This is a genomic window from Bradyrhizobium sp. AUGA SZCCT0176 (genome assembly GCF_018130145.1).
In the GTDB taxonomy this organism is placed as follows: Bacteria; Pseudomonadota; Alphaproteobacteria; order Rhizobiales; family Xanthobacteraceae; genus Bradyrhizobium.
In genome coordinates this window covers 48,691-68,299 of the sequence record NZ_JAFCMB010000025.1, presented here as the reverse complement: position 1 = coordinate 68,299, position 19,609 = coordinate 48,691, and the positions used below count along the sequence as shown (strand labels likewise).

At 63.4% G+C, this 19,609-nt stretch carries 18 protein-coding genes; 11 read left to right on the top strand and 7 right to left on the bottom strand.

Going from position 1 to position 19,609, the window contains the following annotated elements:
• Window positions 1-91 precede the first annotated feature (91 nt).
• Together JQ600_RS32540 and JQ600_RS32535 are read right to left on the bottom strand one after the other, a co-directional pair.
• Entirely contained in the window at window positions 92-901 is an 810-nt protein-coding gene (locus tag JQ600_RS32540; protein ID WP_212390351.1) for a 3'(2'),5'-bisphosphate nucleotidase CysQ, read from the bottom strand.
• On the bottom strand, window positions 888-2,294 hold the full coding sequence (locus JQ600_RS32535) for a TldD/PmbA family protein (RefSeq protein ID WP_212390350.1): 1,407 nt from the start codon (window positions 2,292-2,294) through the stop codon (window positions 888-890). The genes JQ600_RS32540 and JQ600_RS32535 overlap by 14 nt, the downstream gene beginning before the upstream one ends.
• Before the next feature lie 269 nt (window positions 2,295-2,563).
• On the opposite strand from JQ600_RS32535, the gene JQ600_RS32530 reads away from it, so the two are divergent.
• The gene (locus tag JQ600_RS32530; RefSeq protein ID WP_212269775.1) at window positions 2,564-3,088 is read left to right on the top strand and encodes a DUF6101 family protein; all 525 of its coding nucleotides are present in this window, start codon (window positions 2,564-2,566) and stop codon (window positions 3,086-3,088) included.
• Window positions 3,089-3,183: 95 nt separating this feature from the next.
• Here the strand turns inward: JQ600_RS32530 and ubiA are convergent, their stop codons facing one another.
• Together ubiA and JQ600_RS32520 are read right to left on the bottom strand one after the other, a co-directional pair.
• Window positions 3,184-4,110: a 4-hydroxybenzoate octaprenyltransferase gene (gene ubiA / locus JQ600_RS32525; RefSeq protein WP_212390349.1), complete on the bottom strand. Its 927-nt coding sequence runs from the start codon at window positions 4,108-4,110 to the stop codon at window positions 3,184-3,186.
• 10 nt (window positions 4,111-4,120) lie between these two features.
• Window positions 4,121-4,795: a hypothetical protein gene (locus JQ600_RS32520; RefSeq protein WP_212269807.1), complete on the bottom strand. Its 675-nt coding sequence runs from the start codon at window positions 4,793-4,795 to the stop codon at window positions 4,121-4,123.
• Between the two features lie 208 nt (window positions 4,796-5,003).
• Between JQ600_RS32520 and JQ600_RS32515 the strand changes: the two genes are divergently transcribed.
• The 6 genes from JQ600_RS32515 to JQ600_RS32490 all read left to right on the top strand — a co-directional run bounded on the left by JQ600_RS32515 (window position 5,004) and on the right by JQ600_RS32490 (window position 11,045).
• Window positions 5,004-5,780: a 16S rRNA (uracil(1498)-N(3))-methyltransferase gene (locus JQ600_RS32515; protein WP_212390348.1), complete on the top strand. Its 777-nt coding sequence runs from the start codon at window positions 5,004-5,006 to the stop codon at window positions 5,778-5,780.
• A gap of 120 nt (window positions 5,781-5,900) precedes the next feature.
• The gene (locus JQ600_RS32510) at window positions 5,901-7,061 is read left to right on the top strand and encodes an ATP phosphoribosyltransferase regulatory subunit (RefSeq protein WP_212390347.1); all 1,161 of its coding nucleotides are present in this window, start codon (window positions 5,901-5,903) and stop codon (window positions 7,059-7,061) included.
• Window positions 7,058-8,035 (top strand): ATP phosphoribosyltransferase, encoded by a 978-nt coding sequence (gene hisG, locus JQ600_RS32505; RefSeq protein WP_212269779.1) that lies wholly within the window; start codon window positions 7,058-7,060, stop codon window positions 8,033-8,035. The genes JQ600_RS32510 and hisG overlap by 4 nt, the downstream gene beginning before the upstream one ends.
• A gap of 184 nt (window positions 8,036-8,219) precedes the next feature.
• On the top strand, window positions 8,220-9,266 hold the full coding sequence (locus JQ600_RS32500; protein ID WP_212390346.1) for a glycosyltransferase family 2 protein: 1,047 nt from the start codon (window positions 8,220-8,222) through the stop codon (window positions 9,264-9,266).
• On the top strand, window positions 9,263-10,108 hold the full coding sequence (locus JQ600_RS32495) for a ChbG/HpnK family deacetylase (RefSeq protein ID WP_212390345.1): 846 nt from the start codon (window positions 9,263-9,265) through the stop codon (window positions 10,106-10,108). Before JQ600_RS32500 ends, JQ600_RS32495 begins: the two co-directional genes overlap by 4 nt.
• Before the next feature lie 130 nt (window positions 10,109-10,238).
• Window positions 10,239-11,045, top strand: coding sequence for a DUF2076 domain-containing protein (locus JQ600_RS32490; protein WP_212390344.1), 807 nt, complete (start codon window positions 10,239-10,241; stop codon window positions 11,043-11,045).
• Between the two features lie 339 nt (window positions 11,046-11,384).
• On the opposite strand, the gene JQ600_RS32485 is transcribed toward JQ600_RS32490, so the two are convergent.
• On the bottom strand, window positions 11,385-12,194 hold the full coding sequence (locus tag JQ600_RS32485; protein ID WP_212390343.1) for a L,D-transpeptidase: 810 nt from the start codon (window positions 12,192-12,194) through the stop codon (window positions 11,385-11,387).
• Window positions 12,195-12,503: 309 nt separating this feature from the next.
• On the opposite strand from JQ600_RS32485, the gene JQ600_RS32480 reads away from it, so the two are divergent.
• A complete protein-coding gene (locus tag JQ600_RS32480; RefSeq protein WP_212209639.1) occupies window positions 12,504-13,289 on the top strand; it encodes a protein phosphatase CheZ in 786 nt (261 codons plus the stop codon).
• 111 nt (window positions 13,290-13,400) lie between these two features.
• On the opposite strand, the gene JQ600_RS32475 is transcribed toward JQ600_RS32480, so the two are convergent.
• Window positions 13,401-13,916 (bottom strand): hypothetical protein, encoded by a 516-nt coding sequence (locus tag JQ600_RS32475; protein ID WP_212269784.1) that lies wholly within the window; start codon window positions 13,914-13,916, stop codon window positions 13,401-13,403.
• A gap of 354 nt (window positions 13,917-14,270) precedes the next feature.
• On the opposite strand from JQ600_RS32475, the gene groES reads away from it, so the two are divergent.
• Both groES and groL read left to right on the top strand, forming a co-directional pair.
• Window positions 14,271-14,567 (top strand): co-chaperone GroES, encoded by a 297-nt coding sequence (gene groES / locus JQ600_RS32470; RefSeq protein WP_192738881.1) that lies wholly within the window; start codon window positions 14,271-14,273, stop codon window positions 14,565-14,567.
• Window positions 14,568-14,802: 235 nt separating this feature from the next.
• Complete coding sequence (groL, locus tag JQ600_RS32465) at window positions 14,803-16,449, top strand: chaperonin GroEL (RefSeq protein ID WP_212269785.1); 1,647 nt, start codon at window positions 14,803-14,805, stop codon at window positions 16,447-16,449.
• 66 nt (window positions 16,450-16,515) lie between these two features.
• Here the strand turns inward: groL and JQ600_RS32460 are convergent, their stop codons facing one another.
• Window positions 16,516-17,979 carry a glycosyl hydrolase 108 family protein gene (locus JQ600_RS32460; RefSeq protein WP_212490306.1) on the bottom strand — a complete coding sequence of 488 codons (1,464 nt, stop codon included), beginning with the start codon at window positions 17,977-17,979 and terminating at the stop codon, window positions 16,516-16,518.
• Window positions 17,980-18,348: 369 nt separating this feature from the next.
• Here JQ600_RS32460 and JQ600_RS32455 point away from each other — a divergent pair, with 369 nt between their 5' ends.
• Window positions 18,349-19,551, top strand: a complete 1,203-nt coding sequence (locus JQ600_RS32455; protein ID WP_212390340.1) for a hypothetical protein — start codon at window positions 18,349-18,351, stop codon at window positions 19,549-19,551.
• The last annotated feature ends 58 nt before the right edge of the window (window positions 19,552-19,609 follow it).

Sequence of the window (19,609 nt, the reverse complement as noted above, 5' to 3'; positions counted from 1 at the left end):
ATTGTTCCTAACGAGGTGCCCGGCAAGCAAGGTTGTTGAGGCGTATCGCATGATGAGTGGCGTGACGAACCGTGACGCAGGTCCGGCGTGTTCAGGGCAGCGGTCGGATTCGAAAATGCTCGACAATGCGTGCATGCCGATCAAGTCCCGCAGCCACCAGCACCCCGTGCGTCACCTCCCGGCGATTATACTCAATCGTGTCCCCCGAGAGCGCCGTCATCCTACCATCGGCTTCGTGCACGATCAAATTCGCCGCCGCAAGGTCCCAATCGCGGCTCTGACCGCCCGCAAAAGCGGCGTCCAGGCCGCCGTCGGCGACCCGGCACAGCCGAAGCGCCAATGAACCGATTCGCGGAAACAGCGTGATCTCATCGGATGACGGGCTCAGCCGCTGCACCAGCGGCTTGGGGCCGGCCATGCGGGAAAAATCCAGATCCGTGCCTGCGGTCGCCGACACGCGCTTGCCGTTGCGCGTGGCGCCCTGCCCGCGCATCGCGAAGAAGAATTCGTCGGTCGCCGGCGCGAACACCGCCGCCAGCACCGGCGTGGCATCGGCCACCAGCGCGATGCTCACGCACCAGTCCTCGCGGCCGGCCAGATAGGCGCGGGTGCCGTCGATGGGATCGACGATCCAGACCAGCTTCTTGCCGAGGCGCGCCTCGTCGTCGACGCTTTCTTCCGACAGCCAGCCATAATCAGGCGTTGCCGCGCGAAGCCGGCTTTCGACGAGATCGTTGACGGCGATGTCGGCTTCCGACACCGGCGACGAGGCGCCCTTGGTCCAGTTCTTCAGCTCGGTGCGAAACAACGACAGCGCCAGCGCCCCCGCCTCGCGCACCGTCTCCGTCAGCAGCGCGGCATCGCGCACCTTTGTCGTGCCCAGCGTATCAGCGTCCGCCAAGCGTCAAACCCTCGATGCGCACCGTCGGCGCATTGACGCCATAGCGGAATTCCAGATCGTTGGCCGGTGTCAGCGACTGGAAGATCGGCAAGAGATGGCCCGCGATCGTCACTTCGCTGACGGAATAGGTGATCTCGCCGTTCTCGATCCAGAAGCCGGACGCACCGCGGCTGTAATCGCCGGTGACGCCGTTGACGCCGGAGCCGATCAAATCGGTGACGTAAAAGCCCTGCTTGATATCAGAGATCAGTTCGGCCGGCGTCGGCTCGCCCGCCTCCATGTGCAGATTGTACGAACCCGGCGACGGCGACGACGACACGCCGCGATGCGCATGTCCGGTCGTGACCAGTCCGAGTTCGCGCGCGGTCGCGGTGTCCAGGAGCCACGAGGTCAGCACGCCCTCGTCGATGATCGCGAGCTTCTTCACCGTGACGCCTTCGGCATCGAAGGTCTGCGAGCGCAAGCCGCGCACCCGCAGGGGATCGTCGATGATGCGGATGTTCCTGGCGAACAGTTGCTCGCCCATGCGGTCTTTCAGGAAACTGGTCTTGCGCGCGATCGAGGCGCCGTTGACGGCGCCGACGAGATGGCCGACCAGCGATCCCGAGACCCGCGGATCGAACACGACCGGCACCTTGCAGGTCTCGACCTTGCGCGGATTGGCGCGCGCCACCGTGCGTTCGCCCGCCTTGCGGCCGACGCTTTCGGGCGCGGCGAGATCGGAGGCATGCGGCGCCGACGTGTAGTCGTAGTCGCGCTCCATCCCGGTGCCTTCGCCTGAGATCGCGGTCATCGAGATGCCCTGGCTCGATCGCAAATACGAGCCGTGGAACCCGGTCGAAGTCACCAGCACCATGCCGCCGATGCCGCTCGATGCCGACGCGCCGCCGGATCGCGTCACGCCCTTGACCGCAAGCGCTGCGGCCTCCGCTTCTACGGCGCGGCGTTCGAGTTCGGAGGTCGAGGGAACCGTGCGGTCGAGCAGGTCGAGATCGGCGAACTCGCGTGCCAGGAGTGAAGGATCGGCGAGACCGACATATTTGTCGTCGGGTGCGACCTTCGCCATCGCGACCGCGCGCTCGGCCAGTTTCGAAATACCATCGCCGCTGATGTCGTTGGTCGAGACCACCGCCTGGCGCTGTCCGACCAGCACGCGCAATCCGACATCGTCGCCTTCCGAGCGCTCGGATTCCTCGACGCGGCCATCGCGCACTTCGACGCCTTGGCTGACGCCGCGCACCGCGACCGCATCAGCCGCATCGGCGCCGGCGCGCCTGGCGGCCTCGACCAGCTGCTGCGCCAGTGTCGAGAGCGCCGACTGGTCGAACAGGTCGGAGGTCGCGGAGGATGAAGGCTTGGATGGTGAAGAGTTCACAAACAAAATCCCTGACATTGAAGCGAGTTGGGACGCAAATCTTTGGACCCATCAGATGTGCCTGATTCACGGGGATTTCAAGCATTTTGACGCCTCAAAAGCCAATCATTTTCGGCTTCAAAGCAAGGACTCGTCAATCATGCGCGCCAAGCTCTTGTCAATCATGCGGGCAGAAGCGGCGCCGGTGACTTCGGGTTAACCAGCCTTTTTAAGCCAAAACGGAAACCGCTCGGCTAAGGTCTCACACATCGACCGGGAACATAATTCCGGCGGGGAGACTAAAAGCCGTGAGGCGTCAAACAGCAACAAGCGGGATCAATCCCGCCGGGTCGGGCCGCGCATTGCGGCTCGACCCTCTTTCCCTTCCGCTCCGCTTCGATGCGCAGGACACGCGTGCCGACGGCGGCGTGCGGCAGATAGAACTTCACCGCGAACGCGTCGTGCTGCGCCGTGCCGTCAAGGGCATGCAGATGGCCGTCAACGTTCGCGTCAGCGATTTCCTTGGCGTCGCTTTGCGCGGTCTCGACGACGCGCAGATGCTGGTGCTGGTGCATCGCGATCCCTCGCTTAACATTCCGCTTGGCGTCAGTTCCGATGCCGAGGAGCTTTCAACGGCCTGGCAGATGTGGAGCGAGATCTTCGCGCTTCCGCAATTGCCGGAGGACAAGCGCCGCGATCCGGCCCAGCGCCGCCGCCGCCACAACGCGATCCGCGCCCGCCGGCCGAAATTTCTGGTGCGTAGGCGCGCCGGCGATCTGCTCAACCCGGCGAATATTCATCAGGGCGAGCGCGAGATCATCGCAAGGGATTGAGATTGTTTTCGTAGGGTGGGTTAGCCGAAGGCGTAACCCACCGCTGCGCGGAAGATCAAGATGGTGGGTTACGCTTCGCTAACCCACCCTACGCTTCAACGCATCACCGCATCCACCAGCAGGCCCGCAAACAGCAGCAGCCCCGCGTCACGGTTGGATTTGAAAACGCGCAGGCACAATGCGGGATCGCTGATGTCCAAGCGCCGGATTTGCCAGACCAGGTGAACCGCGAACGCGACCAGCCCGATCCATGCCGGCCATCGCGCCCCACCCAGCACCATCGCCGCGCCGATCAGAACTACAGCCAGTGAATAGAACACGACCAGCGCCCGATGCGTCGCCGCGCCGAACAGACGCGCGGTCGATTTGACGCCGATCAGCGCGTCGTCCTCGGCGTCCTGATGCGCGTAGATGGTGTCGTAGCCGATCACCCAGGCGATCGAGCCGGCATAGAGCACGAACGCGGTCAGATCGATGCGTCCGAGCGTGACCGCAAATCCCATCAAGGCGCCCCATGAGAAGGCGAGGCCCAATACGACCTGCGGCCACCAGGTGATGCGCTTCATGAAGGGATAAACCGCGACGATGATCAGCGACGCGATGCCGGTCATGATCGCGAAGCGGTTGAACTGCAGCAACACGGCGAGTCCGATCAGCGCCTGCAGCACCAGCCACGCAAGTGCCTGCGGCACGCTCACCTGTCCGGCCGGGATCGGCCGCGACCGCGTGCGCTCGACCCTGGCGTCGAGGTCGCGATCGGTGATGTCGTTCCAGGTGCACCCCGCCCCGCGCATCACGAAGGCGCCGATGAAGAACAGCACGATGACGAACAGCAACTGACTGGCGTCGCGCGCGATGCCAGCGGCCAGCGCCGCCGACCACCAGCACGGCATCAGCAATAGCCATGAGCCGATCGGCCGGTCGAAACGGGAGAGACGTAAATAAGGCCGCGACCAAGACGGCGCGCGCGTATCGACCCAGTTGCCGGTGGCGTCGGCAACGCGGGCCGTGAGGTCGCTCATCGGAAGGCGGTCATCGGGTGAGAACGTTGCCGTTCAGCGTATCGAACGTGCTGCCGCCCTTCTTCACAGTTTGCGCCTCGGGCAGCGCCGCCGAAGAGCCGAGCGCTTCGCTCAGGCTCGGCGCGGCCGCTCGCTGCGCTTGTGCTCCCTGCTGGGCGACCGTGCAGACCTGCTTTTGCATTTTCTCGGTGTTCTTGTGGCCGTTCTTGAGCTGCTCGGCGATCTGCGGCGGAATTCCGCATTTCGCGGAATTTGTCTCGACATATTTGATCATCTTGACTTCGGCCTGGCTGTAACTGCCGATCAGCTTGCAGGCCTCGTCCGGCGACGCCTTGCGATCGCTGGCGGCCTTGATCAGCTTGCCGCGCTTCTCGGCGTCCTCGCGCAAGGGAACGAAGCCCTTCATGCAGGCATCCGCCGCGCCGCTGGCTTGTGGCGGCGGTCCACGGTCGAATGCCGAGCCCCCGCCCGGGGCGGCTCCCGCCGACGGGAACGGTGAAGGACCACCCACCGACGCCGCGGGGGCTGCGCCGTTCACCGACGGGAACGGCGACGCGCTGCTTGCGGTTGCGGGTGCAGCCTGTCCGTTGGGCAGTGGCGCCGGAAATGGGGTCTGCGCAAAGGCCTGCCCCGCGTGAATGGTCACGACGGCAATCGTCAGGGGCACAATGAGACGGCGGATTATCAAAGGTGTTTCTCCGGCAAAGGTCCAGCAGGGCCCGGGCGACTTCCGATCGAAGCACAATTCCGACGGGGCTTTTTACGATTCCTGCCGGCCCTTAACAACCCGTGGATTTAGGCGGCAGCGCGGCGCTGGGCCGCACCGAATCATTAAATTGTCCCCGGATTCTAACCCTTTAGGCTAAAACGGGCGCGAAACGGAACAATCACAGATGCCTGAACTCGATTTTCGTGCCCCTCGCCTGTTCGTCGATGCCGCCTTGAGCCCGGGCGAAAGGGTCCCGCTGGAGCGGAACCAAAGCAATTATCTCGGCAATGTGCTGCGGCTTTCCGCCGGCGAATCGATATTGGTGTTCAACGGCCGCGACGGCGAATGGCAGGCGCAGATTATCGGGCGGAAGCGGCCCGACAGCCTCGAGATCCTCATCCAGAACCGGCCGCAGGATCGCCTGCCCGACATCGCCTACGTCTTTGCCCCGTTAAAACATGCCCGGCTCGACTACATGGTGCAGAAGGCGGTCGAGATGGGCGCCTCAAAGCTGCAACCGGTTTTGACGCGTTTTACCCAGGTCTCGCGGGTCAATGGCGAGCGGATGCGCGCCAATGTCATCGAGGCCGCCGAGCAATGCGGCATCCTGAGTCTGGCCGACGTTGCCGAACCGATGCCGCTCGATCGCTTTCTGAGCCAGCGCCAGCCGGAGCGCCTTTTGGTTTTCTGCGACGAGGCGGCGGAAATTACCTCGCCGCTGCAGGCGCTGCAAAACGGGTTAACGGCTGACGGCATCGACATCCTGATCGGTCCCGAAGGCGGATTTGCCGAGGAAGAGCGCGCGCTGTTGCTGCGCCAGCCGCGAACGCTGCGGCTTTCGCTTGGCCCCCGAATTTTGCGCGCCGATACCGCCGGCGTCGCGGCGCTGGCGCTGGTGCAGGCCGCGCTCGGCGACTGGGCCGGCCCGGGTCAGGCAGCCGAGGCCGTTAAGCCTCATTGAACCCCGCGTTAAGTGACGACACCAATCTCTGTCGAAACCCTGCCCCGGCCATGCTAAGGCCTCCGCCAACAAACGCTTGATACCTCTTGGAACCCGTTTTTCGGGATATTTGGACGCGAAATGACCGTAACCGCCGCCATCGATGGTGCCGCCGGGTCCGCCACATGGGCGGACGCGCTGCTTTTGTCGTTTGCGCAGGCCGGCTACGTCCAGGCTGAACCGGCGATTTTGCAGCCGGCCGAGCCGTTCCTGGACCTCTCCGGCGAGGACATCCGCAAGAGCCTCTATCTGACCGCCGACGCCAGCGGCGAGGAGCTTTGCCTTCGTCCCGATCTCACCATTCCGGTGGCGCGGGACTATCTGGCCTCGGGGCGTGCCGGCCAGCCCGCTGGCTTCAGCTATCTTGGGCCGGTGTTCCGTTATCGCGACGGCCAGCCGAGCCAGTTCCTGCAGGCCGGCATCGAATCCTTCGGCCGGCAGGATCGCGCCGCGGCGGATGCGGAAATGCTGGCGCTGGCGCTGGAGGCGACTTCGGCGTTCGGCCTGAGCGATGTCGAAATCCGCACCGGCGACGTCGCGCTGTTCACCGCGCTGATCGATGCGCTCGAGCTTTATCCGGTCTGGAAGCGGCGGCTGATCAAGGATTTCAACCGCAAGGTCAGCCTCACCCAGGACATCGAGCAGCTGACACTGGCGACCGCCCCCGGCCGCAACGAGTATGAAGGCGTGCTGGCAGCCCTTGCCGGCTCCGACCGCAAGGCCGCGCTGGCGCTGGTCACCGACCTGATGTCGATCGCCGGCACCACCAATGTCGGCGGCCGCACCGTTGCCGAAATCGCCGACCGCTTCCTCGAACAATCGACGCTCAAGAGCGGCGCGCTGCCGCGCGACGCACTCGCGACCATCAAGCGCTTTCTTGCCATCGCGGGCGACCCCGACGACGCGGTCGCGCAACTGCGCGCGTTGGCCGAGGACACAAAACTCAATTTGACGGCGGCGATCGATCAGCTCGAAAGCCGGGTCGGCTTCATGGCGGCGCGCGGCATCGACACCAGCCTGACGCGCTTTTCGACCGCCTTCGGACGAGGCCTCGACTACTACACCGGCTTCGAATTCGAACTGCACGGCAAGGGTAACGGCATCGAGCCGCTGGTGGCAGGCGGGCGCTATGACGGGCTGATGACCCAGCTCGGCTCGGCGGCGCCGATCCCGGCGGTCGGCTTCTCGGTCTGGATCGAAGCCCTGACGCAACTCCGCAAACCGGTCGGGAACGCATCATGACCGCGCCCTTCGTTCTCGCCGTTCCCTCCAAGGGCCGCCTGCAGGAAGAAGCCGAAGCGTTCTTCACGCGCGCCGGTCTCAGCCTCGCCAAGCCGCGCGGCGCCCGCGATTATCGCGGCACCATCTCCGGGCTCGACAATGTCGAGATCGCCTATCTCTCGGCGAGCGAGATTGCCTCGCAGCTCGCCCGCGGCATGGTGCATCTCGGCGTGACCGGCGAAGATCTCTTGCGCGAAAGCATCGTGGACGCCGACAAGCGCGTGCTGTTGATCGACAATCTCGGCTTCGGCAGCGCCAATGTCGTGGTCGCGGTACCGCAGGCTTGGATCGACGTCCGCACCATGGCCGATCTCGACGACGTCACGACGGGTTTCCGCGCGCAGCATAACCGGCGCATGCGGGTCGCTACCAAATACATCAACCTGACCCGAAACTTCTTCGCCACCCACGGCGTGGTCGATTACCGCATCGTCGAGAGCGCCGGCGCGACCGAAGGCGCGCCCGCGGTCGGCACCGCCGAGATGATCGTCGATATCACGACAACAGGTGCCACCCTCGTCGCCAACGGCCTCAAGGTGCTCGACGACGGCGTGATCCTGCGCAGCCAGGCCAACCTCGTCGCCTCAAAGGATGCCGACTGGTCGAGCGGGGCGCGCGAGACCGCGCGCGTCATCCTCGATCACATCGCCGCACGTGCCCGCGCCAGCAAATATCGCGAAGTCCGCACCCGCTTTGCCGGCTGCAACGACAGGCTGCTGACCGAGGCGCATAACCGCTTCGGTGTCGTCGCCCCGTTCGGCGGCCCGACCTCGTCGGGCATGCTGACGCTGCACTGCCCGCCGTCGAAGCTCTACGCGCTCGGCAGCTTCCTGCGCGAGCACGGCGCCGACACGGTTTCGGTGGCTGCCCTCGACTATGTGCTCGACCGGGAAAACCCGCTGTTCGCCCGCCTCGAGGCGTTCTTGCGACAATAAAGCGGGTTCTGGAGCCTGACCGGTTCTGATTGAATCAGAACCGGTCAGGCTCCAGTCTTTGTCTTGACGCGTTTTCTTATGCGAACCGGTATCCACTTCACTCGAAAACGCTATAGATTTCATTCATCGTAGCGACAGCTTGCGACGAGTAACATATGCTGTTGTCCATGATGGAACCTGATCTATGACGCTTGGCTCTGACGTTTCCGGCCTGTCCACCACCGCGGCGAGCGCCGCGGCGCGGGGGCTGTCGATTGTCGTGCCGGTCTATAACGAGGCCGCCGGGCTCGCGTTGCTGCACGAGCGGCTGATCGGCCTCGCCAGGATCTTGCGGCAGCGCTATGGCCTCGCCAGCGAAGTGGTCTATGTCGATGACGGCAGCGCCGATACCACGCTTAGCATCGCGCGCACCCTGAAGGCCGACGCGCTCGACGTTCAGGTGGTGTCGCTGTCGCGCAATTTCGGCAAGGAAGCCGCCTTGATGGCGGGGCTCGACCATGCGCGGCGCGGCGCGGTGCTGTTCATGGACGGCGACGGCCAGCATCCGCCGACCCTGGTCGAGAAGCTGGTCAGCCACTGGATCGATGACGGCTACGACGTCGTCTATACGGCAAAGGCGCATCGCGACAATGAATCGTTTCTGCGGCGTCTTGCCGTGCACGGCTTCTACGCGCTGATCAATTACGGCGCACGGCAGAAAATCCCCGAGGATGCCGGCGACTTCCGCCTGCTGTCGCCGCGCGCCGCGGCAGCGCTCAAGCAGCTGCCCGAGCGCAATCGCTTCTTCAAGGGTCTGGCGAGCTGGATCGGCTTCCGGCAGATCCGCGTCGATTATGAGCCGGCGCCGCGCGCGCACGGCGTCACCACCTTCAGCGCCGGCCGGCTGGTGGGCCTGTCGATCGAGGGGCTGACCTCGTTCTCGGTGGCGCCGTTGCGCTTTGCCAGCCTGTTCGGCGTGCTGCTCGCAGTGGGCGCCTTTCTGTTCGGCCTGACCATTCTCTGGGAAGTCTTGACCACGGGCAAGCAGGTCCCCGGCTATCCCTCGCTCGTGATCGGCCTGATGACGATCGGCGGCGTGCAGCTGATCATGATCGGCATCGTCGGCGAATATATCGGCAAGATCCTGTCGGAGCTGAAAGCCCGTCCGATCTATTTCGTCGCCGAACACTCCGAGAAGCGCGCGGACGAAACGACCACCGCAAGCGTCAGCGAACGGACCGCCGCGGAATGAACGATGCCGCGCCGCCGCGCCGTATCTGGCTGTGCGCCGATGATTACGGGATCAGCGAGGGCGTCAATCGCGCCATTCGCGAGCTGATCGGCCAGGGCCGGCTCAATGCGACATCGGTGATGGTGGTCGGCCCGGCGATCGGCCGCGGCGAGGTCACTGCGCTGCAGGACGCCGCCGCCGGCAGCCCGCGCTGCGCCATCGGCCTCCATGCGACGCTGACCGCGCCATTCCGGCCGCTGACGATGCACTTCAGGCCGACCGATGGCGGCATGTTTCTGCCGCTGCCGGCGATGCTGCGATCGGGCCTGTTGCGGCGGCTCGACCCTGAAATGATTCATGCCGAATTGATGGATCAGCTGGCGGCGTTCCAGGATCTGTTCGGCCGGCCGCCGGATTTCGTCGACGCCCATCAGCATGCGCAACTCTTCCCGCAGGTCCGCGATGCGTTTCTGCGCGCGGTGAAGCAGGCCGCGCCCGGAGCCTGGGTTCGCCAGGGCGGGCGCCTTCAGCCGCTGGCGAAACGGCTCGGCGCGCCCAAGGCGCTGCTGCTCGATGTTCTCAGCTCGCGGTTTCGCAGGCTCGCCACCCGTGCCGGTATCCCGTTCAATCCGGCCTTTGCCGGCGCCTATGATTTTTCGAAGATGCCCGATTTCGGCGTCCTGATGGGGCAATTCCTGCAGGGCCTGCCGGAGGGCGGGCTCGTGATGTGTCATCCGGGCTTCGTCGACGAAACCCTCATCAGCCTCGATCCCATGACCACCCAGCGCGAAAGCGAGCACGCGTTTCTCGCCGGCGCGCAATTGCCGCCGCTGCTGGCGCGGAACAATGTTACACTGACTTGAGTTTGCTCAAAAAACCGGCCGGTCGTTTTGTCGCATACAGAAATTTAATCTGCCCTCCCACTACTTGCGACACAAACCCCGCCCTACATCTGCCCCGCGCTTCGAGGCACTCGACGCGATGGAGAACGCCATGACACCGCAAGAACGCCAACTGATTGACGATCTTTTCGACCGCCTTGCCAAGCTGGAGAACACCCCGCGAGATCCCGAAGCCATGTCCGCGATCATGCAGGGCCTGCGTGGTGCGCCCAATGCCGTCTATGCGCTGGTGCAGACGGCGCTGGTGCAGGACGAGGCGCTGAAGCGCGCCAACGACCGCATCCAGCAACTGGAAGGCGGACACGCGGGCGAACAGAATCAACCCGGCGGCTTCCTCGATTCGATGCGCGACACGATCTTCGGGCAGAGCCAGCCACGCGGCTCTGTACCTAACGTCCGCTCGCCCGGCATGGGCGGTCGCCCGGTCTGGAACAGCGGCGAGGTGGTGCAGCAGACCCAGGGACAACAAGGTCCCGGACAATACGGCCAGCCCGGCTACGGGCAGCAGCCTGCCTATGGTCAGCCGCAGCAGCAACCGCCGTTCGGCGGCGGTGGTGGCGGCTCGTTCCTCGGAACGGCAGCGGCAGCAGCGGCCGGCGTGGTCGGCGGATCGATGCTGCTCGGCAGCATCCGCTCGATGATGGGCGGCGGCGGCAACCAGCAGGCGGCCTTCGGCGGCGATACCGGCGGTCATCGCGGCAGCGTTGAAGACCGGCGGCCGGGCGGCAGCGATCAATCCGGCGGCGACCTGGCGCGGGAGGCCGGCGCCAACGACATCGGTTCGTCCGGAAGTTCGCGCACGGGGCTGTTCGACAACACATCGAACGACGACAATTATGACGACATGGATCATGACTCCGACGGCTTCGACGGTGACGGCGGCGGCGACGACGATTAAGCCTGAACGACGTCACGTCTGAAAAAGAAAACGGCCGCTCAATCGAGCGGCCGTTTTTATTTCTCTTCCTTGTCGTCCCGGCCTTGAGCCGGGACCCATAACCACCGCTGCTCGTGGTAAGCGAAGCTGTGGCAACGGACGTACACGCCAACAAACATTTGTGGCTATGGGTCCCGGCCTATGGTGCGCAATCGCGCACCAGCCCGGGACGACAAGTGATAAATTGCAAAACGGCCGCTCGATCGAGCGGCCGTTTGTTTTTGTCGGTTTGGTAGCTCTAATTTTGACGCGTTTTCTTTACGCGAACCGGCATCCCCACTTCGCTCGAAAACGCTATGCTTAAATGACAACGACCTTGGCGCCGACGCCGACGCGGCCGTAGAGATCGATCACGTCTTCATTGCGCATCCGGATGCAGCCGGACGAAACGTTGGTGCCGATGGTCCAGGGCTCGTTGGAGCCGTGGATGCGGTAGAGCGTCGATCCCAGATACATCGCGCGCGCGCCGAGCGGATTTTGCGGACCGCCTTCCATGTGCCGCGGCAGATCGGGACGCCGCGCCAGCATTTCCGGCGGCGGGGTCCAGGCCGGCCATTCCTTCTTCGCCGAGATCGTCTTGACGCCGGACCAGGTGAAACCCGGGCGGCCGACGCCGATGCCGTAGCGCAGCGCCTTGCCGTCGCCCTGCACCAGGAACAGGAACTTGTTGGGCGTATCGACGACGATGGTGCCGACACCTTCCTTGCCGGTGTAGTCGACAACCTGCTTGTTGTACTTTGGATCGACCGGGCGCTGTGCCGGCTCGACCGCTTCTTCCTGCTGCTGACGCATCGATTGTTGCGGATCCATCGGCGGCAGGGTGCCGCGCCGTCCGCCATATCCGTAATCCGGCTGCTGCTGATAGACCGGCTGCTGTTGCTGATAGCGGCCGCCCTGCGCCGGCCCGTCGCCGAACAGGAATTCAATGAAGCCGCCGCCCATTTGCGAACGTTCGGCATAAGCGGTGCGTACCGGCGCAGGCTGCGCGGGCTGATTGGCGTAGATCACGGTGGGTTCGGCGAGCGGAGAGGCGTCGATCGCCAAGGCAGAATCGGAGAAGCCAAGGCACGACACGCCCGCAAGGAGCGCGAGAGACATTTTTCTGAACATCGACGTACTCTGTACTGTTTCGTCACTGTTAGCGTTTGGCGACGCCTGAGCGGCGCCGTTGCACGTGGTCAATAAAGGGTCAAAACCACATCGGTTTGGTAAACAGGAACGGCGTTTCGATTCACCACGTCGCCGATTGCGCGCTGATTTGTCCGGTAGCGTTTATTTTGAGTGAACGCCGGACACGCATGGTTAATCCCTGGTGTGCGCCTCGCGGAAGACTACGCCGCGATGTGTTCCCCGCGTGAACCTCACGTTAAATCGCATCTGCCTAAAACAGGTCACGGAGTTAAGGGGTGGGAATACATCATGTCGGTTAGTCGCAAACGTTTTCGTATCGAACAGGCCATTTTGGGCGATGTGCCAATACCGGTGTCCGCGGCTGCCGAAGGCGGCGACATCGGCCCGATGCATCGCGAGATCATGAGCGAGCTGCGCTCGATCCGCGCCCAGATGGCCGCGGGCGGTCAAGGCCGCTCCGTCGTGACTGAATCGGCGGAAGCGTCGGTGGCGCGCGAGGTTGCCGAAGCCCAGGCGCTGCTGGAAACCTATCGTGCCCAGATCGAGCAGTGCGAAAAGCTCAAGGTCGAACTCGACCTCATTCACGACGCCATCAACCGCACCAAGCGCGAAATCGCAACCCTGCACGGCAAGAGCTTTGACGGCGGCGAAATGGCCAAGGTCAATGGCGAACTCGGCGCCGTCGTCGGCGGCACCGAGCAGGCCACGCAGCAGATTCTCGAAGCCACCGAGGCGATCGACCAGGCGGCGACCGCGCTGTCCAAGAACACTTCGCCGGACCAGCAGAAGCTGCTCAGCGAGGAAATCCAGGAACGCGTCATCGCGATCTTCGAAGCCTGCAACTTCCAGGATCTCACCGGTCAGCGCATCAGCAAGGTGATGACCACGATGAAGTTCATCGAGAACCACATCAACGTCATGATGGACATCTGGGGTGGCGTCGACGCGCTCAAAGCGCACGCGACCCCGATCGTCGACACCCGTGAAGGCGACGCCAAGCTGCTCAACGGTCCGAAGCTCGACGGCGACGTCGGCCATGCCTCGCAGGACGACATCGACGCGCTGTTCGATTAAGAGTTCCGGCGCGCCGGGTGGCAACGCCCGGCGACGTCATCCCGAGAATACGAAAACGCCGGCGCGAAGCCGGCGTTTTTTATTGCGGACGAGGTTAAGGCTTTTGTCGGCTCAGGCGCGCGGCGCGCAGCGGACATAGACCATGTTGCCGTAACGGACCCCGGCATCCTTGTCGACAAAGCGGGTCACCAGAACGCGGCCGTCGAACGAGACGACCTCGCGGTCCTGCTCGCCCGGGGTCGGTCCGGCCGGGCCGATATAATTCTTGCCGCTCGGAGAGCCCTTGAGGCGCAGTTCCTGCGGGGTCGCCTGGTCGGCCAGATGCATGACCACGCCCCCGGAGGTGCCGGCGGTGATCACATAAGGCTGCCTGCACTGATCGCGGGCCATCTTTTCGGTGCGGGCCCGGTCGTTCGGATTCTGATACGAGGCGAGACCCCAGCGGCCGACGATCTCGTCGGAGCGGATCGTCGCCGGCATGTCGGGAGCCACACCCGGCTCGGGCGGAGGCGCGGAACTTGATGACAGCGACGGCAGGCTCATGCTGCTGCACGCTCCCAAGAGCATCGTGAGCGCTGAGGCGATCGCCAGATTGGCAACCACGCGCGCAGTACCGGACCCGATCATCGCATTCCCCCAAACAAGTTTTTTGGCCGCACCCGTCCTGCAGCCAACCGTAAAACACGTGCCGGAGCAATGACGTCCATCAAATTACGCCGTCGCTCCGATTTGGTTTCTCAGGGAGCATCCTATATTGGCCTCACCAAGGCCTTAACCTTTTTTGGGCCTTAACCCCCCTTGCTTGACAGGATCGGCGCCAAGCCATATTCCCCGGGCCACACATTAGCACTCAAACGCGACGATTGCTAAGGCAAGTAAGGAGTTTGGCCGTCCCGCCCGGGACGGTGTCGAATACCCGGCATTAGCAGCCATTTTGATGGCAATCAGACCTGAAACCAAGCCTTCCAAAGAGGAAACCTCATGGCCAAATCCAAATTCCGCCCACTGCATGACCGCGTCGTGGTCAAGCGTATCGACGCCGAAGAGAAGACCAAGGGCGGCATCATCATTCCCGACAGCGCCAAGGAAAAGCCCTCGCAGGGCGAAATCACGGCCGTCGGCCCGGGCGGCCGGGACGAGGCCGGCAAACTGATCCCGATCGACCTCAAGGTCGGCGACCGCGTGCTGTTCGGCAAATGGTCGGGCACCGAGGTCAAGCTCGACGGTGAGGAACTCCTCATCATGAAGGAATCCGACATCATGGGCGTGCTGGTTTAAGCACCGCCTAACTGCCGCCGCGCCCGTCGGCGCGGTCACTTCCCTTCTCCCCTTGTGGGAGAAGGTGGCGCGCAAAGCGCGCCGGATGAGGGGTCTCCATCCGCGGAGACAGACCCCTCACCCGTCCGCGATGCTTCGCATCGCGTCCACCCTCTCCCACAAGGGGAGAGGGGAAGAGGCCCCGGCGACGACAAGCGGCAAGCAACCGTATTCATCCAATCAGGAGTAAATCCACATGGCTGCCAAAGACGTTAAATTCGCCGGAGACGCCCGCGATCGCATGCTGCGCGGCGTCGATATCCTCGCCAACGCCGTGAAGGTGACGCTCGGCCCGAAGGGCCGCAATGTCGTGATCGACAAGAGCTTCGGCGCCCCGCGTATCACCAAGGACGGCGTTACCGTCGCCAAGGAGATCGAACTCGAGGACAAGTTCGAGAACATGGGCGCGCAGATGCTGCGCGAAGTCGCCTCCAAGACCAACGACACCGCCGGAGACGGCACCACCACCGCGACCGTGCTCGCCCAGGCGATCGTGCGCGAAGGCGCCAAGTCGGTTGCCGCCGGCATGAACCCGATGGATCTGAAGCGCGGCATCGACATCGCGGTGCTGGCCGTGGTCAAGGACATCGAAAAGCGCGCCAAGCCGGTCGCCTCCTCCGCCGAAGTCGCCCAGGTCGGCACCATCTCGGCCAATGGCGATGCCGCCATCGGCAAGATGATCGCGCAGGCGATGCAGAAGGTCGGCAATGAAGGCGTCATTACCGTCGAGGAAAACAAGTCGCTCGAGACCGAAGTCGACATCGTCGAGGGCATGAAGTTCGACCGCGGCTATCTGTCGCCCTACTTCATCACCAACGCGGAAAAGATGACCGCCGAGCTCGAGGACGTCTACGTGCTGCTGCACGAGAAGAAGCTCTCCGGCCTGCAGGCGATGCTGCCGGTGCTGGAAGCCGTGGTGCAGTCCGGCCGTCCGCTCTTGATCATCGCCGAGGACGTCGAGGGCGAGGCTCTGGCGACGCTGGTGGTCAACCGCCTGCGCGGCGGACTGAAGGTCGCCGCCGTCAAGGCGCCGGGCTTCGGCGATCGCCGCAAGGCGATGCTGGAAGACATCGCGATCCTGACCGGCGGTCAGCTGATCTCCGATGAGCTCGGCATGAAGCTGGAAAGCGTCACCGTCAACATGCTCGGCCGCGCCAAGAAGGTGGTGATCGACAAGGAGAACACCACCATCGTCAACGGCGCCGGCAAGAAGCCGGCGATCGAAGCCCGCGTCAGCCAGATCAAGGCGCAGATCGAGGAAACCACCTCGGACTACGACCGCGAGAAGCTGCAGGAGCGCCTGGCCAAGCTCGCCGGCGGCGTCGCGGTGATCCGCGTCGGCGGTGCGACCGAGATCGAGGTCAAGGAGAAGAAGGACCGTGTCGAGGACGCGCTCAACGCAACCCGCGCGGCCGTGCAGGAAGGCATCGTGCCGGGCGGCGGCGTGGCGCTGCTGCGCGCCAAGAAGGCGGTCGGCCGCATCCAGCACGATAATTCCGACGTTCAGGCCGGCATCAACATCGTGCTGAAGGCGCTGGAAGCTCCGGTCCGCCAGATCTCGGAGAACGCCGGTGTCGAGGGCTCGATCGTGGTCGGCAAGATCCTCGAGAACAAGTCCGAAACCTTCGGCTTCGACGCCCAGACCGAGCAGTATGTCGACATGGTCGACAAGGGCATCATCGACCCGGCCAAAGTGGTGCGCACTGCCCTGCAGGACGCTTCCTCCGTCGCCGGCCTCCTGGTGACCACCGAGGCCATGGTCGCCGAACTGCCAAAGGAGCCGGCCGCGCCGATGCCCGGCGGCGGCGGCGGCATGGGTGGAATGGGCGGCATGGGCTTCTAAGCCAAGGATCCGCACGAACGCTTAAAGGGCTGCCAAATGGCAGCCCTTTTTTTGCGCCTGTCGATGCTATTGAAAAGTGCCGGGGCAGACGCCCTTGAGATCTTTCGGGAGAAAGTCCGCCAGCCTTCGAGTCCAGCTTCTTCCAAAGGCGGAGAACACGGGTGAGCCTTTGAGCGCATCGAGCAAGGCACAGGATGCAGCTTCGATCAGAAGGTCCGGATCGCCAACCGCATTGATCGACGCGACCGTGAAAGGGCCGAGCACACCATCGAGCGGAACGCTGACCTGGAAGCTGCCCTTTAGAGCGGTCTGAAAAGCCTTGGTTGCCTGAACTGGCCCTGACTGGACCAACATGTTCACATACGCGCCCCTGACGGCGGGATTCTTGATGGATCGTACGCCAGGACGCTGCAGAAAATTGTCCCTGTAAAAATCCATCACCTGAGTTCGCGTCAGGTTCTTGATCGTGTCGGCATCGGCGGGTTTCCCGGTAAAGGTCGACCATTGGGCGATCGTAATGCCTGCGTTGGTCGGGCCAGCCGGGTCCTGCGGCGAACTCGCGTAACCGCCTTCCCATTTCAGGATTCTTGAAAGAATGTCATCGTCGGACGCCACGGTTTCGGTCGACCTTGGTGTGGATGGCGGTACCGCAGGGGGGGCCGCCACCGGCTTTACCTTCGATCGTTCCTTGTCGATCTGATTGATGAGTATCGAAAGGACGGTCTCCTTGTAGGTCGCATACAAAGGCGGGACAGCGAGATACAGCGCCGCCGCGATTAAACCGACAAGCAGGATACCGGGCGGCGCCAAGGCGAGAAGGTTGATCAAGCGTGTGCGCCAGGACGGCTTTCGCTCATATGACGAATGGTTGACCTGATCCTGATCGAAGATCGGAAGCCAGTAGGTGCGGATGAACTCCTTATTGAAGAAGTCGGAGTGGGCGAAATCGTGGAACCGGTCCTCAATCAAGCCGCTCTGAAAGCCAAACGTTCCCGAAACGCCATATCCGAATGAGGAAATCTTCGCCAAAACCGGCCAAGCGTCCCTTGCGCCGGCATCGTTGACGAATTTGCCGTGAATTTTTCGGCTGATGCTGTCGAAGTTGAAATTATTTGGCAGCACCGATCCACACAGAACAAGATGATGCAGGTCGATGTCCCTCGTTTGCCGAAGAAGCGTTGCAATGGTGTAGGTTCCGAAGCTGTGAGCTATGACCGAGATACGTACGCGCTTGTTCTTCTGATCGTATCTTGATTTGATGTCACGAATATCGTCGGCGATCTTCCGTGCCGGTCCAGATCGAAAAAAGGGAAAAACCAGTCGCAGGGCGCTGAAGTAATCGTAGCCAAGCGGCTTGACGACGGTGCCATCTATCTCGCCCAGGATAGGCTGCACCAGATCATACCAGAACGCGCGGGTGCGAATTCCATGAAGCAGAATGACGACGTCCACCACATCCGTGGCCGGATCCGACCTCTCCGGATTCGCGTCGCGGGCGGCTTGCGAAGGGCTCTGCGTTTGTTGCGACATGAGTGGCGATACCGACGGTGGACCAGTAAAGTTTGTAATTGTAGATGCCCGAGGCTGCAACCGGGTTTCACCCTGGTTCTGCCGTCCCGGCCCTCGCACGCCATGTTCGATTGGCGGCCTCGGCAGTTGCATCGTGGAAGTCGGGTCTACAATCCGGCCCGTTACCCCGGGCTCGGGGCGATCCGCCTCCGGGCGGCCTTCTTGTTTGGCGAAATGACATGAAGCTCGGTTCCGATGGAATCAGAACCAAGCTTCCTCTCTTTGTTTTGACGCGTTTTCCTGGCGCGAACCGGTACCCACTTCGCTCGAAAACGCTACTGAGGTTTGCTACTTACGACGGACGCTGATTCTCTCCCTTGAGGAATTCCAATGCGCGCACTCCTGCTCTGCCTGTTCGGTCTGGTGACGGCCTCGGACCTGGCTTTTGCCCAGATGAAGCTTCCCTCCAAGGCAGCACCAGCACCCGGCGGCAGCGAAGTCCGATACTTCACCTCGATCGACGGATTGATGAGCGGCAACGCCGACGTCGTCCTCAAGGAGATCCGCCAGGGCAAAACCGTCACCGCGGCCGTGCTCGACGTCTGCTACCCCGTCGAAAAAGGCTCCGACCGCAAGGACCGCTTCGTCGCCAACCTCACCGTCAGCGGCCAGAACCTGACCGGCTCGACGCAAAGCATCGGCGACAAGCTGCCGGTCACCGTGAACCTCGCGCGCAAGGCCAGCGCCGACGGCTTCGAATTCCGCGGCCGGATCACCATCGGTCAGGCGGTGACGGAAGTGGCCTCGACCGACAATTCCGATCTCAGCGAGAAGGAGTTTTTGGACAACCAGACCACCGATGACGGCATCACGCCGGCACCGAAGGATTTCACCGAGGTGTCGCCGGAATCGATCGGCGTGCGGGTAAAGCTGGATGCGGCGCTGGATTTCCTCAAGAGCCTGAAGGGCCAGGAGGTGGAGCTCGGCCTGAGCAGCCTGTCGATTTCCTGCGACGCGCTCCGCGCCGGCGAGCAGACCATCAATCTCACCGCCGATCCGGAGCGGTCAGCGGCGCTGATCGCCAAGGCCAAGTCGACACCAGGCGTGGTCACCGCGGGATGGACCACCGGCATCGTCGAGATGGACCGCACCATCCGTTTTGCCGCCGCCGACTGGCGCGATGGCGACAAGATCAACAAGGACAAGATCGCCGCCGCAGTATCCGCGGTGCTGACGAAGACGCTCGCGGCCAAGGCGGCGGGTGCGGCGTGGAACGCCAACACCGGCAAGCTGACACTGACCTTCAAGCGGCCGAGCGAGATCTACCCGGCGCTCGGCCTCACCGACAGCGTCGAGGTCACCGCGCTGGTCTCGCCCGACAAGCCCGGCGCATCGGACCGGCTGATGCTGTGGATCTCGAGCCCGGTGACATCGACGATCGACGAAGGCGCAGGTCCCAAGCTGAACCTGTCCGAAGGCGCCGGCGGCGAAGAGGAAGGCGGCGAGCCGGAGGACGACAATGGTTCGGTTGAAGCCCTCGCCAGGGAGTTCAAAGGCCAACGCTGGGACGTCGACAAAGCGGCCTGGAAATAGCGGTTTTCCGGCCGTTCTCTTCTCGATTGGTTCTAATCGGCTTCTGGTCCTCTTCTAA